Origin of the sequence: Paenibacillus sp. J45TS6 (assembly GCF_018403285.1) — a bacterium.
In the GTDB taxonomy this organism is placed as follows: domain Bacteria; phylum Bacillota; class Bacilli; order Paenibacillales; family Paenibacillaceae; genus Paenibacillus.
In genome coordinates this window covers 261435-277071 of record NZ_BOSJ01000006.1, presented here as the reverse complement: position 1 = coordinate 277071, position 15637 = coordinate 261435, and the positions used below count along the sequence as shown (strand labels likewise).

Here is a 15637-nt window from a genome sequence, read left to right as displayed (position 1 = left end):
GAGCAGACAATCCTATCTGAGAGAGTGCTTCTAGTTTACTGCGTTCAATTATGCTAAGATGTGAATAGCTCATGGACTGATTCTCCTGTGTGAATTTGGTGTGGTAACTTAATTCTACACGAATCAGGCCATGGGCCATTTTTATTTTTTGAGTGAGGTGTCGCACTTCATATTACAATCCGTCATATTCTTTCTCTTGAATTTCACCGGACACTTTATCATGACCGTCTCCAGAAATGCTAACACTCAGGATATCTTCAGCATTGACTTGAAATGTGATCGGCTCGGTTTATGTATGATGTGACATGCGACTCCCTGGTCCCAAACCAGGTGCTCTACTAAGTTGAGTGCGATCCATCCGGTAATATAATTCTGTATAATAAAGATTCGAAACTCAATATCGATCCATAACTTCAATGTTATATATTGAGCTGCTTCTGCACAGAAAACTCCATAAGCCAACAATCTCTGTATGTTCCTTCATGCCATTCATGATTCCGTAACAATTTCACTTTCCGAAAGCCTGCTTTTTCATACACATGTATTGCCCTTTGATTCCACGCTTGCGGGTCCATTATTATGCGGTCAACTCCACATTCGCTAGTCAGATAAACGAATCATGAATTGCAGTAATTTCGTACCTATTCCCCGATTCCAGAATGATACTTCACCAATGAATTGATCCATTCCATAGACAAGTTCCACCGGATGTATCGATAATCCAACCTCTTCTGCTTCTTCGGATTTTATTTCATAATACTGGATATATCCAATATCTACTTTCTCATACTGAATAATATAAGCGTAAACCTCATCCTTATTCTCATAAAAATGACGCTGAACAAGTTCAGCATCATGAGGACGGTCTCGGCCTTCATAATATTGAAGTACTTCTTGATCTGATAACCACTTTTCGAGAAGTACTGCATCTTCTGGCCTTAATTTACGAATGACGACAGATGAATCTTCACTAGCTGAATTCATATCATCTAACGCCTCCTTTATTTTAAAAAATTATAAAGACCGCAAATCTTAGAAATTGGGAACCTGCAGCAGGATAAAAGCAATGAACTGCAGGCATTCCTCCCACTCTATTTTTTTCACTTCCCCCTTCAAGTATTGGCAACTAGATTTACTTGAGCTCGTGTTTTGGTTGTTTTTTTAATTCCATACCTCTCGTAAAAAACACAACGCCAATAGCAGCAAAAGTTACATAATTACTTATTTTCGATATCACTGCTTCATCGTCTTCATAGTTAATCCAATACAGCAGGGCAAATGGTGAGATGATCATCAATATCTTCATCGATAACATAAAAATATAATGATACTTTTGATTTTTCGGGTTTCCTTCTGTTCTAGCTATTTGGTAACCTACCTTAGAAGAGTCATAGATTGTAATAAATAAGGCGAGGATACTGCTATATGCAGTGATCTTTGTACCGATCTGCACCCAAGGAATAAAAGATACAATTGCGATACCAATGTATATTCCCGCAGCTACATAAAAAAGGTTTGACTTCATTGTCCTGTACAATCTCTTCTTATTCCTTTCTATTTCAAATAGGGCATTTTCCCCTTGTCTTCATTAAAATTAATCTATTATAAAGAAAAATAATGACTTATACCTCTCCCCAAAACACCTGAGTCTTATAATCAAAATAAACTTGGTTATTCTTCTGAGTTCGATCAAATAAAGACTGCAGTTCTTGGAGCATTGGTTCATGTTTGGGATGTCCCGGGACTGGACTATATGAAGAGGAGAGGAGTCTGCCTTTTAGCCCGTCAAAATCAAAAATTTGTCTATTAGCAAATTCTTTCAGCTGCAGTGTTCCTTCCTTAAAAAATGAATCAAACTGATCGGTTGTTATATTCGTATGTTTTACCTCTTTGTAGTCTGTACCGTATTCATGCAAGAGCTGTTCATAACCAGTTAGAAATTCGCTTCCTTCCGTTAGCCTAGAATTCCATATGAGTACTGCTCTGCCTTTTGGCTTTAAAATGCGCTGAAATTCAAGTTTTGCGGCCTGTTTATCAAACCAATGGAATGATTGTGCACAAATGATAGTATCAACGGATTGATCATCGAGTCCGGTTTCTTCAGCTGGACAAGGCTGGATCCGAAAGTTTGGATTATTAGAAAGACGTTTTTCAGCCTTTTGACGCATGTCTGCGTTAGGTTCTACAGCAATAACCTTGCTGCCTCTAGCAAGCAATAATTCGGACATAATTCCGGTACCAGCGCCAATATCAGCTACGATACTTTTCTGACTTATCCCGACTGTATCATATAGGTAATCCACCGCCTCTACCGGATAACTAGGACGATACTTCACATAGGTATCTACACGTTCTGAGAATCTTTCTTTCGAATCCATCTAATAGTTCACGCTCCCTCTGTTTAATACACATATCATAGCTTCAACCCGTTGTTATTGGCAAATTTTTGAATTAAAAAAGACGGTACAGGAACTCATTCCGGTACCGCCTTGTTACAGATATTTTGCCATACAATATTCATCTATGTATTCGCCGTCCATAACGAGCGAGTGCATCTTTGAACCTTCTATTCTAAATCCAGTCTTCTCATACAAACGTAATGCAGCTATGTTATGTTTCATCACGGTAAGCTCTAAACGATGCACACCTTTCTCCCTACACCATCCCTCCATAGCAGAGAAAAGTTTACTGCCGAGTCCCTGACCCGTAAATTCCTGTTTAATTCCAATTACTATATAAGCCGTATGCTTCTTTCTTGCTAGTGATGAACCAATGACCATGATCTGCCCAGCGAGTGTTCCATCCTGTTCAGCAACAAAGATCGTAGAGTGACCACTATCCAGTAATGAACAAATTGCTTTTTTCTGCGATTCAACTGTCGCTTTTCTCTCCCCGGGTTCATACAACATAAACTTGGTTTCTTCATCTAATTGTTTGTTCAAACGTAAGAATGGTTCTGCATCCAGTGGAGTAATCATTCGAATCAGCATGGGGATCTCCTCCTTTTCTTTCTCAATCCAAAAAAAGACCGTGATTCTATTAACCTACGGTCCGCTCCTTACTTTATCACTATGTACATCGGCATGGCATCTGACCGAATAGTTATGTTCCCGGAACACCAAGCTCTTTCACAAAATACAGAAGCAAATCGTCGTTCACTTGGACCGTTTCCCCTTCGGAAACTTCCCGGTGTTCATACATGACTCCATTTCCGTCAGGAACATATCCTCTTTTACAGTAAATACGCTGTGCCGCACCAAATTCCTTATGTAATCCCATTCCGATTCCGATACTATCATATGCATTGTAAGCGGCAATGCTTTCAAATTCTTCAATCAACTGGTTTCCAATCCCTCTTCGGCGAAATTCCGGGAAAATATTAACATCATTAATTTCAGGAATTCCTTGTGACTTAAAATAGAGGTAATCGGATTCAAATTTCAAATGCGCACACCCCGCAAGCTTCCCTCCGTCCAAATAGACGAGCAAAGTAACCCGAAGTCCAATTCTATTTTCATGCAAACACTGTTCATAAAAAGAGTCTGGACGCACAATTTTATGTTGTTCAAACGCTTTCTTCCAACTTAGAGCCGTTTCTTCTGAATCCAGTCTTTCAATGATCATGGACATAATCAACCTCACATTTATGGAATTTAAGCACTAACATGGTTGAGAACAAGGAAGATGATAGTAAAAGATTCACGATTCATAAATTGTTAATAATAATTCATTATATTCCTTTTTCTCCTGCGAGGCTATAGAAGATGTAATAATTGCCTTTACATTCGCGGAATGAAACAAACGATAGCTATAAGCTATCGTTTGAGATTGATCTTCTTGACTAGTTAGCACGTATTTCCAAAGGATAGCGAGAACTCCAATATTTAAGCATCCATTTTCGGATGTATTTCGCACACTGTTCTGGAGAGTGCTGTGAAGTATCGATTGTTGAAATAGGCGGAGTAAAAGCAGAATCGGCATTTTGGATAAACCAGTTCGCAAGAATAGCATGCTTTTGGATATGTCCCTCTTCTGCCCCTTTCTCTCGTAAACGTTTTGCACGTACTTCATCATCACAATGCAGATTTATATAGTAGATATGGCTGAATCGATTTTTGATCTCACTTTTTTGCACGGCTTCGGGGGTGATGGTTCCAAATAGAACGGTTCCCCGATCACTTAATGAGATCTGATGAGCAACTTTCAACCAGTGGTCGATCGCATGCTCAGGGGTTAGTGATCCCTCTAAATCCATATCAAACACATCAAATTCTGAAAGCTGACTACGCACATAAGGGATAACAGACGTTTTACCAACACAACTTGCACCTGTCACGATAAATAACGGAGTTTTCGGCATCGTTACATCTCCTCTACTTTAGAAATGATATCGCTTTCGTAAGAGTTCTAAGGCATAGAAGCCGCCTTTTTAAAAGATTACCATATCATGCAAAGGATTTAAATAAGAAGATCACAAAAATGACAAATTCCCCCTCTTTTTTTCTATGATTTTGTGATATTTATCCTACTTTTGTGCATTGCTTTATCTTTCAGACGATTTAATCGGTCCGCAAATATAACGTTTTCTCGCTCATAAAATCGAATAAAATTCGTTAACATCTCATGATCACCATATTCAGGATGGTTACGATACGGAACCCAAAAATGTGCAGGCGGATTTCCGATCCCCGGGTTATCATTCCTCCAAGTCATCAGATACGCAACGTATTTTGCTTTCTCACTTGCGATAAGATGATCATGGAGCAAAGTGAACCAGTCAGGCACTGTATTGCCGTCTAATTTGAGCCCATCTTCCGCATTCCAGCGCATACCTACTTCGGTAATGGCCGCTACTTTGGATTTCGCTGCCGCAAGGCTAACGACGATCTCAGCATCTTTCACTGTTTTCTTCATCCAATCACTATCATAAGTAGGTTTGTCATCGTATACGTCAAACCCCAAGATATCTACATAATCATCTCCAGGATAACGATCGAGATACTCCTCTGTACTCGCAAAGTGACCATTAGGAGAATAAGCATATAAAAATTGATGCACCCCGCAGATATCTCTTAAATAATGAACGGTGAAATGCCATAACTGAATAAACTGTTCCTTTGTCGCTGAGGAAGCACCCCACCAAAACCAAGAACCTGAATTTTCATGAAAAGGTCGATAAATGATAGGAATAGGTGTCCCGTCTGTATCAACTGCCTCCTTCACTGCCAGTGCCGTCTGATCGAGCCGCTGCAAAAAAGCAGCATGATCTTTTCCGCCTGGGAGTATATAAGGTACACAAGGGGTGACATCATAAAAACTGTTCCCGGTAGTAAAGTTCGGCATATGATCCTCGAGAGTTATCATCCCGCCTTTTTTATGCAGATCTTGAATTAAACTTGTAAGCCCCTTGGTATCACTTGTCATACTAACTCCAAATACCGCTGGATAAGCACCTACTGAGTTAAACGTATCTGAATCTCCGATCGCACTCGGCACTACTCTTTCTGTTGTATCGTTTTGGTGACCAAAGAGCATATACTCTCCCGATATATTCCTTAAAAAAGTAAACAAAGATTTCGCTTCTTCTGTTACTTGTCCATCCACATACTTTATACTATTGTGAGGTTGTACATCATTCAGCATTAGATTACTCCCCCTTCCTCATATAGAACACATGACTTCCAAAATCACCGTAAGGAGCGGGGATCGTTAATCCAACATTCATCAGAAGATCTCCACCATATGTGCCTGCACCTTCGATATCATAGGAGCCATCGGGGTCAAGTCCTTGCAGTTTGATAATGTTAGGAAGCGCATAAGGCTCTGCTAGTACTTTAAAATAAAACAATATCGCTTCACTTTGATCAGCGGAGACAAACATCCAGGAAGCTTCATTGCCTTCAAATGGGCTAAGCAGTCGGAATTGATCACCCTGCTGAACTAGACTGCGGAACCTTTTGTACTCTGCAACCTGATCTCGAACTTCTTCTTTCTCCTCTTCCGAAAACTTGGTCAAATCCAGTTCATACCCAAAATTACCGGACATCGCTACATTGCCTCTCATCGAGAGTGATGTAGACCTTCCTAACTGATGATTCGGTACAGCCGAGACGTGCGCACCGATCGCACTTGCAGGGTATACAAGGCTTGTCCCATACTGGATTTTTAATCTTTCTACCGCATCCGTATTATCACTTGTCCATGTTTGCGGCATATAGTAGAGCATCCCCGGATCAAATCTACCTCCACCACTTGCGCAGCTTTCAAAAAGAATGTGCGGAAACTTCGTCGTCAGTTTTGCTAGCAGATCATACAAACCGAGTACATACCTATGAGCAATTTCACCCTGATGTTCTGGAGATGCTGCTGCTGATGCGATTTCAGATAGACCACGGTTCATATCCCATTTGATATACGAGATCGGTACACTTTCAAAAATATCGCTTAATGCCTGATAAAGATATTCTCTCACCTCTGTTCGGGACAGATCGAGTACAAGCTGTGTTCTCGCTAATGTTCTCCTTCTACCTTCTACATGGAGACACCAGTCCGGATGGCTTCGATATAAATCACTGTCTGGCGATACCATCTCCGGCTCCACCCATAGTCCAAACTGAAGCCCTTTCTGATTGATCTTCTCAGCTAAGTCTGTTAGACCATTTGGCAGTTTGTTTCGGTCTACCGTCCAATCTCCTAGTGAGGTGGTATCATCATTTCGTTTGCCGAACCAACCGTCGTCTAGAACAAAGAGTTCAATGCCGAGATCCGCCCCCACCTTCGCAATATCTTCAATCTTGTCAGCAGTAAAGTTAAAATAAGTTGCTTCCCAGTTATTCACGAGAATCGGACGTTCTTTATCACGATACTCGCCTCTCGCAAGTCTAGTTCGGTAAAGCTTATGGTACGTTCTTGACATTCCGCCAAATCCTTCAGAAGAATAAACCATGACTACTTCCGGGGTCTGGAAGGACTCACCTGGTGAAAGTACCCAATCAAAATCAAACGGATTAATTCCCATTTGAATTCTTACTTTTCGATGAGGGTCTACTTCCGCTGATCCGATGAAATTACCGCTGTAAACCAGACTAAAACCATACACTTCTCCCGCAGCTTCATTCGTTCCTTTGCTCGCAAGTGCCATGAAAGGATTGAGCTGATGGCTGCTCATTCCACGTTTGCTCTCAATTCGTGTACTCCCTGGTCCAAGAGGCCGTTTAACAATGTTTGCTTCTCTAGCCCATGCCCCGCTTAAATAGACAAACTCATAATCCGATACATTCATATCCACACTCATGCTGAGTGCACGAAGCAGGCGCAGTTTGTCTTTTCCTTTATGTTCATATCGAACGGATCGAATAATGGAATCCATATGATGAAAAACGCTGTAACTCACAAAAACAGACAATCCCGTGTAAACATCCTTAAGTTCAATCGTAAGTGTCTGAGCCTCTTCATTAGATTCGGTATATACAGCAGGAAGACCAACAAGTGCAGGTTTCCCTTCTGTAATCTCATACGAAGAGTAGACAAGTTCTGTAATGCGTGTTCCATCTGTTAATTGAACCTGATAAGCAGGTTCCCTAAAATCACCGCTGCCGTACTGCGGATATTCTTGTGTAATGAGGTCAAGATTTTGGTGATTCGGCACGCCTGGTACATGACTTAAATCCTGTTCATGTCTTATTTTCTTTCCCCAATATAAATGAACCAGATAACCATCGACTACTTGCATTAGATAACTTGTTGTTTTTCCTTGTAGATGGAATCGTAATGTTTCTTTCTCTATGTAAATCGGCATTTTTTCTTGCTCCTCTCAAATCCCATATTAGTATGAATATGAATACTGCTAAGGGAAAGCAGAATGCTATGTCCCTTAGCATCAGACTTCTTTTACCTAAAAAAAATTCACCTAGTCTTTAAGCCAACGACTTGCTTGCTTCTTAAAATTCGGTTATTTCTTGAATTTCTTTTTCCAATCCGGAAGCTCATCCATCGTAATCACATAAGGACTCTCATATACCTTCACAAGATGCTCCCGTTCATTCTGTAAACCATCATTGATAAAGTTCCCGTTCCACGTGACAAACCAGCTCCAGTCTGCCCGGTAAATCTGCAGTAAATCCGGATCTGGAATAGGTCCATTCTCCGTCAGTGCAACCAGCTTTCGATCATTAACAAGGGTTTTTAGATTCTCATACCGGTTGCTGACCGGACCATAATCGCCTGCAGCCGGGTAACTATCCACACTTACAATATCGACATATTCATCGCCAGGATACCATTCTGGATTTTCTGAGTTCCACACCCAGATGAGATTGTTCAATTTGTGTACATTGGTAAAACGGTCATACATGATACGGTACAGTTCTTTAGCAGGCTCAGGACCTTTAGCTCCCCACCAGAACCAGCCGCCTTCTGCTTCATGCAGAGGTCTCCAAAGGACAGGTACTTTCGCTTTCTCCAGTCGTTTGAGTTCCTCTGCAATGACATCCATATCCCGAATCAAAAGCTTATAATCTTCTGAGTTTTTGTTAGCTAAAGCATTTTCGAGATCAAAAGTAGTGGCATCTGTATAGAAACCTCTCCACCATTCTTTTCCCGGTTCATCAATCAGATCTTTAGGTGCGTTCCAGTGCCAGGCAAAAGTAACAATTCCGCCTTCCTGATCCCACTGAATGGCATGCTCAACATCAGATGAAGTCGTCCCTCTTTCTACACGTGAAGGTGAATAATCCATTAGGTCAAGTCCCAATACCGCCGGTTTCTTACCGATATTCTCTTCAATCCAATTCGCATCTGCCAGAGTCTGCTGCCCAGATAAGATATGATTGCCATATTCAGATTTCAAGTAGTTATAAAGTGCCTTCGCTTCTTTGGAAGCTTTCGAATTAACAAGCTCTTTATTAATGTTATGTGGCGGTGGACTAGAAGCTTGTTCTAACCGAATGTAATCGATAAAATACCATCCCCAATTCGTTAGAAAGCTAATTTGGTTCGTACCTTCTTGCAGAAGGATTTTACCAGCCTGGGTTTGTGTGAATTCTGAGTTTTGTCTTAGTGCCACTTCGCCTTGAGATTTATTATTAATCATGAGTGAAGTGTACTTATCGCCATAAGGTGAAGAATATCCGATCTCAAGGTTATATAGAGCTGTTTCTGGAACAGAAACTTCAAATGTTAGTATATCTTCCGCTAGATCGAAACCACCCACATATCCAGTGCCGGAATATCCCTCCACTTCAGTTAAAACTTCAACACCAGATAGAACCGCTTCTTCTGCCTCATAAACAATAGGGGCTGCTGTAAGTTTAGATTCGTTAGCCGGCATCAATACAGCCATCATGGACAACACTAGAAAGATCACTAAAGGTTTTCGTTTCATACATTCCCTCCTGAGTACGATTGGATGAATCAGATTATCTTCAAGCACAACCGTGAAGCGCTTTCAAATTAGGCAGCACCTCCTCTCACAACTTTCTATGTATAGATCTGATTTCAACACTCACAGTCACAGTTGGTAGTCCAACAAATAAATCAAACAACTATACCAAACCCATTAATATTTTGTTATTTATATAAAATAACATTTAATATATTCATTGTATATTGTTATTCTACATTTCTTTAAAGCTACATATATAAAATACCTTATTGATACTGATTATAAAGCATTGCTTACCGATTTCATACCTTTTTTCGAAAATAATTCAACAAATTAACATTTCTGATCTCGAACAGTATAATTGCAAATATGGATAATAACAGAATAACAAAACAATAACAAAAAAAATAAGAAGGACCGAAGACTTTTCATCTTCAGTCCTTCTATTTCAATTTCTGTTCCTTTATCTTTTGGAACAAAGCCTTTTCTAAAAGCGGATTGGCAGACAAATTCATATACGATTGAGGCGGCGTGAATTGATAACCTCCCTTTAGTAACTCTAATGATAGAGGCGCGAATTCGGTAAAGGAAAGAATCGGAATGGCATACCCTGAATTTAGTCCCTTAAAGTACTCCTGCAAGCTCTCTCCGGTCCCTGGATTCATTTTTTCTGATATAGATACCAAAGTAGATATTTCCTCGTGCTCCGGCTTACCAAACTCGATATAAGCTTTAATTTGTTTGATAGGCGACGAGACATAAATAAAAGCTCCTACAGGTTCATTTATGAATCTTCGGCGAAATTCTATCTTCTTTTGACCCTTTCGTATTTCCTCGTAAGGTCCGGGCTGAAGACTTAAAATAATGGTTCTTTGTGGTAAATCAAGTGAAAGGAGCAGCTGTTCATACATATTTTCTTTCATTCCTTTCGTTTTACTACCAAGTTATTTCGGTAATATAACGAAAATCCCTTCTATTAATAGTTAGGAAATTTGATTTAATCATTTATAATAGTGCTTCGCCCCGTCTCCGATACTTGGAAAACTGTTTGATGATGAACAGAAGGACCATTCCATTATCTATTCCAATCCTCTGCTGATCTATCAATTAGAAAAGAAGAAGAAGGCCAGTTCATTAACTTTACTGGCCTCCTCTACATTTTTATCATTTGAATGCAATTTGATTTTCTTGTGCCGATAGTCCAAGGGCCAGCGCACCACATAATCCGGCCTGTTGTCCTAGTCCTGGTGAAACAATATAATCATCGATGCGCTCCAAAATTTCACTTGAGCTCACATAACCATTCAGGTTTTGGAGTACAGCCTGCCTTATAAGCGGGAACAACTGCGACTGTTGCATTACACCACCACCCAGAATGATTTTCTGAGGCGAGTTTAACAAAATGGCACCCGTTATCGACTGAGCTATATAAAAAGCTTCTATTTCCCATGCCTTGTGATCCACCGGAAGTTCATGACCTTTCTGCCCCCATCTTGCTTCAATAGCAGGACCTGCGGCCATTCCTTCTAGACAATCACCATGATAAGGACATGTACCAGCGAAATGGTCGTCAGGATGACGCCTTGTAAGGATATGTCCACCTTCTGGATGAACAAGCCCGTGAACGAGTTTACCTTCTGAATACACGCCAACACCTATGCCTGTGCCGACGGTATAATACAAGCAACTGGACAATCCCTTCGCAGCACCCCACTTAGCCTCACCAAATGCCGCCCCATTAACGTCTGTGTCCCAGCCAAAGGGGACGGAGAAAACTCTTTTCAAAGTTCCGAGCATATCGTAATTTCCCCAACCAGGCTTAGGCGTCGTTGTAACATAACCATATGTAGGGCTGTCTGGACAGATATCAATCGGACCGAACGATCCAATTCCGATCGCATCTACTTGTTTGTCCTGAAAATACTGAATTACTTTCGGCATCGTTAGATCCGGATGTTCCGTTGGAAAACTAATCTGATCATCAACTTTCCCGTTTTCATCCCCGATGCCACACACGAACTTCGTTCCACCCGCTTCAATCGCTCCTATACGCATCTAAATTAACCCCTGCCGCTGGCGAGTTTCTGTTTTCTCAGAAGATGGAGTTAACTTATAGACATCGACTGAAATGATCAAGTCATCCTCATGATCAGAAAATACTGCAAGACCCGTAGATTCACGCCTAGGGAAAATGAGATCTGTAATAACCGCTTGACCTCCATTACTGAACACTTCCACTGAAGAGCAATCCACAAAAATGTGAAGATCATTTGACTCACCAAGTGCTTCTAATTTTGCAGGATGGTGACCAAGGAAATGCTCGTGGAAATCATGCTGGCCTGAAACCATCCGATCTACATATAGTTCTTCCGTCTTCGCATTAATACCGATAACGGTTTGTTCATCTGCCCCTACTCTAACTTTGAAACCAACAGACTTACCTCGAGTAAACACGGCTTTGATCTCATATGATTCCAAGTGAAGCTCAGCAAGAGATGTATTGAGTTCTCTTACAGTTGTATCCTGTAACGAGAGAATAGGAACCCGGGCCGCTTCCAGTTCTTTTGCCGGTTTCTGAACAAGAAGGGTTCTCCCAGCTCTCGATTCCAAGTAAAGTTCTCTTGCAATGGTCATCGCACCGCGGAAAATTCCTGTTGGCGTTTGGTTCGCATACATCCAGTTACTCATCCAGCCGATAAAAAGTCGTCTGCCATCTTCAGCAGGAACATCTGACCAGCTTACACCAGCATAATTATCTCTCCCATAATCAATCCAACGGGTTGAATGAGAATCTTCATCCGGCGTGAAAACTTCTCCATCAAATTCACCCGTAAAATACTGCGTTCTTGAACCTTCTATAAAAGCAGGATCAGCACCAATACTTACCAGCATCACCCATTTTGAGTTCGATTTGTCGCCATCAATTGCAAGCGGGAACAAATCCGGGCATTCCCATACTCCATCGTGCGAACCGATTCCTTCGCCAAACTCGCTGGCAAACGTCCAATGGATTAAATCTGGGGAATGGTATAGACATACTGTTTGCCCACAAGCAATGATCATCATCCAATTACTCGTCTCCTTGTTCCAGAACACTTTCGGATCACGGAAATCAATGAATCTAGCATCTTCTAATACCGGGTTCCCTTCATACTTCGTCCAGCTTCTTCCGTTATCTTTGCTATAAGCTAAACTTTGACGCTGAATGGCTGGTTTACCCTCCGGCATTTCCAAATGATGTGTAAAGATGGCAACGAGCCCTGGCTTATCTCCAAAAAATCCAGTTGTATTGTTCCAATCCACAACAGCACTTCCTGAAAAAATCATTCCCAGTTCATCTGGCGCGAGCGCAATAGGAAGTTCTTCCCAGGTAACAAGATCCTTACTTACTGCATGACCCCAATGCATGGGACCCCAAGTCATCCCGTCTGGATGGTGCTGGAAGAACAAATGATACTCTCCTTCAAAATAAACCATACCGTTTGGATCGTTCATCCAGTTTTCCTTTGGCGAAAAATGATAGATACCTCGGTAATTTTGTTTCGCAATCGTAGACATCATCGTTTATCTCCTTTTCTCCTATAATTAGGTCCTGGTTCAAGGACCATCTCTCTATTAATAGAAGAAGGTCGTGTACAGTAGTGTGACTGCTTGAACACGTCCTTCACCGTTATAAGTTAGAATTATTTATTCTGTCGCTCTGTCATAGCCGTTTTGCTTGATTTGTAACCATTCTTGCAAACCAAGACGATCCAGTTCTTTCAGGTATTCATCCCACTGCGCGTCAATTTTACCGTTTTGGTACCACTCAGAACGCAACCTAAGCACATAGGCGAAAAGGTCTGCTTCAATTGTCGAAAGACGATCAAGCTCTTCAATGGAATTAAATACGCTTGGCATTACATTCTCCGCTTTCATATTTGGTGCCATGACGTTCTTGATAATATCCATTCTGCCTTTTGCATCATCTGGCATGGTTGTGTATTTACCATAATAAGAATCAAGTATGGCAAGCGGTCCACCAATACTTGTTTTCTCACGCAGTTCAACAGGAGCTGCACCATCTAGTGGCAAGTGTTTCAGCATACCCTTTGCTTCATCAAATTCGAAGATGTTCTGCTGTGTGTCGTCCCCAAAAGTTCCCCAGTTATTCTGTACGGATTGTACCGGATCGTATAGCTGATCAACCCATTTCGCTGTCGTCTCCAGGTTTTTATTGGCACTAGTAATAACCATTTTACCTCTGCCGAGTCCAAGAGCGTTCGTTCTTGTTACGTTAACTTCCCCGTCCGGACCCGCAAGAGGAGGCATCACATCGTAAGTATCATTTGCTCCCGTAATGTTAGCCTTATCCCAAGAGAAATATAGTCCATATCTCTGATCCTTCCCTTTTGCAAGGTAAGTACTCCAGTCTTGAGTGTAGGCTTCGATATCGATAAGTCCTTCTTTATATAATTCATTAATAAATGAAACCGCTTCTTTATAGTCTTCTTGTGCCGCTGTAAATATCACTTTTCCATCATCGCTTACAACCGCATGGTCAGGATTCTCTCCGAGTCCAAACGAGCCAAAGAGGAATACTAGATCTTCCGGTCCTGGCTTGTTAATAAAGGACAAAGGAATTTCATCTGCCTTACCATTACCATTCGGATCTTTTGTTTTAAATGCAATCAACACTTCTTTTAATTCTTCAGTAGTCTTAGGCATTTCTAGATCTAGCTTATTAAGCCACTCCATATTGATCCAAGGCATACTGTCTACAGCCTGAATTCTTTCTTTACCGTTACCAAGCTCTTCAATCCAAGGGAATGCATAAATGTTGCCGTCTGGAGCCGTAATCATGCTCTTGTATTCAGGTGCCTCTTCTAGTACTTTTTTTAAGTTTGGCATATTGTTCTCAATGAGTTCATTCAACGGAATAATAGCACCGTCTTTTGCAAGTTTAAGCAACTCATAGTCACTGTAATCTGCATTGAAAATAGCATCGGGCAGATCACCGCTGGCTACAGCTAAGTTTCTTTTTTCAACAAATACATCACTCGTAAAATTCTTCCAATTAATATGAACATTCGTCTTTTCTTCGAGACGTTTATTAATCAGTTTCTCGTTCGGATCAGCTGGTGCGAGTGCAGAGCTTTGCGTAATAAAGTTAAGGGTTACTTTACCGTTTGGGTCCTGCTCTTCACTCGCTGCGTTTCCTCCTCCACCGCCACAGGCAGTCAGGAACATCAGAGAAGCAAGAACAGAGGCGGAAGCTACTTTTGTTGAAACTCTTGATTTTTTTATTCTTTTCATCGGATATGACCTCCACAAATTTGGGTATGAATGACTTGTCCTTATCTATGTGCAAGCCTGTTTCCTATTTAAGGGAACCGACCATGACACCTTTTTCAAAGTACTTCTGAAAGAAGGGGTACATAATGATAAGCGGCAAACTGGAAACAACAATAGCAGCATACTTAATAATTTCAGACAATCGTTTCATTTCTGCCATAGCTAGTTGATCACTGATCATGCCCGGATCTACCTGATTTTGAATCAAGATAGAACGCAATACGAGTTGCAGTGGATGAAGATTGGGATTATCCAAATAGATCATTGCGTCAAAGTACGAATTCCACTGACCAACGAATGCATAGAGAGCGAGTACGAAAATAATTGGTTTTGATAGCGGTAATACAATACTGAAGAATATTCGCATCTCTGACGCTCCATCCACATTAGCAGCTTCCTTCAGTTCATTTGGTACACCTTTGAAGAATGTTCTAGAGAGAATAATGTTCCAGACACTCACTGCCCCCGGTATGATGACCGCCCAAACCGTATCAAGTAAACCAAGGTTCTTAACGAGAAGGTAAGTTGGTATCAGTCCTCCACCAAAAAACAAGGTAATGATGAACAGTGTCATAAAAAAACCTTTTCCTTTCAACCTGTCATCAGACAAGGCATAACCAGCACAGATCGAGACAAGGACCGTAATGATAGCAAATGAAACGGAGTATAAAACAGCGTTTCCAAAACCACGAATCATAGCCGGATTAGAGAGAATCTTTTGATACCCTTCTATAGACCAGTCTGAGAATTTGAAGGATAAACCTTGACTAAGCAGTACCGACGGATCCATAAAGGAAGCGACTACAACATAGACCAAAGGAAGAACAACAATAAGTACGGAAAATGTTAGAAAGATAGCATTCAGTACAAGAATAAAGCGATCGAGTCCGGAATGTTTAATGGGCATGACTTGTTGCTCCT

The 15637-nt window shown here is 41.1% G+C and carries 14 protein-coding genes; all 14 read right to left on the bottom strand.

From position 1 onward, the window contains the following. Positions 1–600 precede the first annotated feature (600 nt). Complete coding sequence (locus KJS58_RS11920; protein WP_306433084.1) at positions 601–984, bottom strand: GNAT family N-acetyltransferase; 384 nt, start codon at positions 982–984, stop codon at positions 601–603. Between the two features lie 148 nt (positions 985–1132). Beyond that, the gene (locus tag KJS58_RS11915; RefSeq protein WP_213532713.1) at positions 1133–1525 is read right to left on the bottom strand and encodes a hypothetical protein; all 393 of its coding nucleotides are present in this window, start codon (positions 1523–1525) and stop codon (positions 1133–1135) included. 97 nt (positions 1526–1622) lie between these two features. After that, positions 1623–2378, bottom strand: coding sequence for a class I SAM-dependent methyltransferase (locus tag KJS58_RS11910; RefSeq protein WP_213532712.1), 756 nt, complete (start codon positions 2376–2378; stop codon positions 1623–1625). Between the two features lie 114 nt (positions 2379–2492). Further along, positions 2493–2987 (bottom strand): GNAT family N-acetyltransferase, encoded by a 495-nt coding sequence (locus tag KJS58_RS11905; RefSeq protein ID WP_213532741.1) that lies wholly within the window; start codon positions 2985–2987, stop codon positions 2493–2495. A 115-nt stretch (positions 2988–3102) separates the two neighbouring features. Beyond that, on the bottom strand, positions 3103–3630 hold the full coding sequence (locus KJS58_RS11900; RefSeq protein WP_213532711.1) for a GNAT family N-acetyltransferase: 528 nt from the start codon (positions 3628–3630) through the stop codon (positions 3103–3105). A gap of 211 nt (positions 3631–3841) precedes the next feature. Further along, a complete protein-coding gene (locus KJS58_RS11895; protein ID WP_213532710.1) occupies positions 3842–4360 on the bottom strand; it encodes a DEAD/DEAH box helicase family protein in 519 nt (172 codons plus the stop codon). Between the two features lie 143 nt (positions 4361–4503). Beyond that, positions 4504–5643 (bottom strand): glycoside hydrolase family 26 protein, encoded by a 1140-nt coding sequence (locus KJS58_RS11890; protein ID WP_213532709.1) that lies wholly within the window; start codon positions 5641–5643, stop codon positions 4504–4506. Positions 5644–5647: 4 nt separating this feature from the next. Further along, positions 5648–7798: an alpha-galactosidase gene (locus KJS58_RS11885; protein WP_213532708.1), complete on the bottom strand. Its 2151-nt coding sequence runs from the start codon at positions 7796–7798 to the stop codon at positions 5648–5650. 153 nt (positions 7799–7951) lie between these two features. Then, positions 7952–9382: a glycosyl hydrolase gene (locus KJS58_RS11880; RefSeq protein WP_213532707.1), complete on the bottom strand. Its 1431-nt coding sequence runs from the start codon at positions 9380–9382 to the stop codon at positions 7952–7954. Between the two features lie 443 nt (positions 9383–9825). Beyond that, entirely contained in the window at positions 9826–10305 is a 480-nt protein-coding gene (locus tag KJS58_RS11875; RefSeq protein ID WP_213532706.1) for a hypothetical protein, read from the bottom strand. 241 nt (positions 10306–10546) lie between these two features. Continuing rightward, the gene (locus KJS58_RS11870; protein ID WP_213532705.1) at positions 10547–11437 is read right to left on the bottom strand and encodes an ROK family protein; all 891 of its coding nucleotides are present in this window, start codon (positions 11435–11437) and stop codon (positions 10547–10549) included. Next, complete coding sequence (locus tag KJS58_RS11865; RefSeq protein ID WP_213532740.1) at positions 11438–12940, bottom strand: glycoside hydrolase family 32 protein; 1503 nt, start codon at positions 12938–12940, stop codon at positions 11438–11440. Between the two features lie 129 nt (positions 12941–13069). Continuing rightward, the gene (locus KJS58_RS11860; RefSeq protein WP_213532704.1) at positions 13070–14677 is read right to left on the bottom strand and encodes an ABC transporter substrate-binding protein; all 1608 of its coding nucleotides are present in this window, start codon (positions 14675–14677) and stop codon (positions 13070–13072) included. 64 nt (positions 14678–14741) lie between these two features. After that, a complete protein-coding gene (locus tag KJS58_RS11855; RefSeq protein ID WP_213532703.1) occupies positions 14742–15623 on the bottom strand; it encodes a carbohydrate ABC transporter permease in 882 nt (293 codons plus the stop codon). Between the last annotated feature and the right edge of the window lie 14 nt (positions 15624–15637).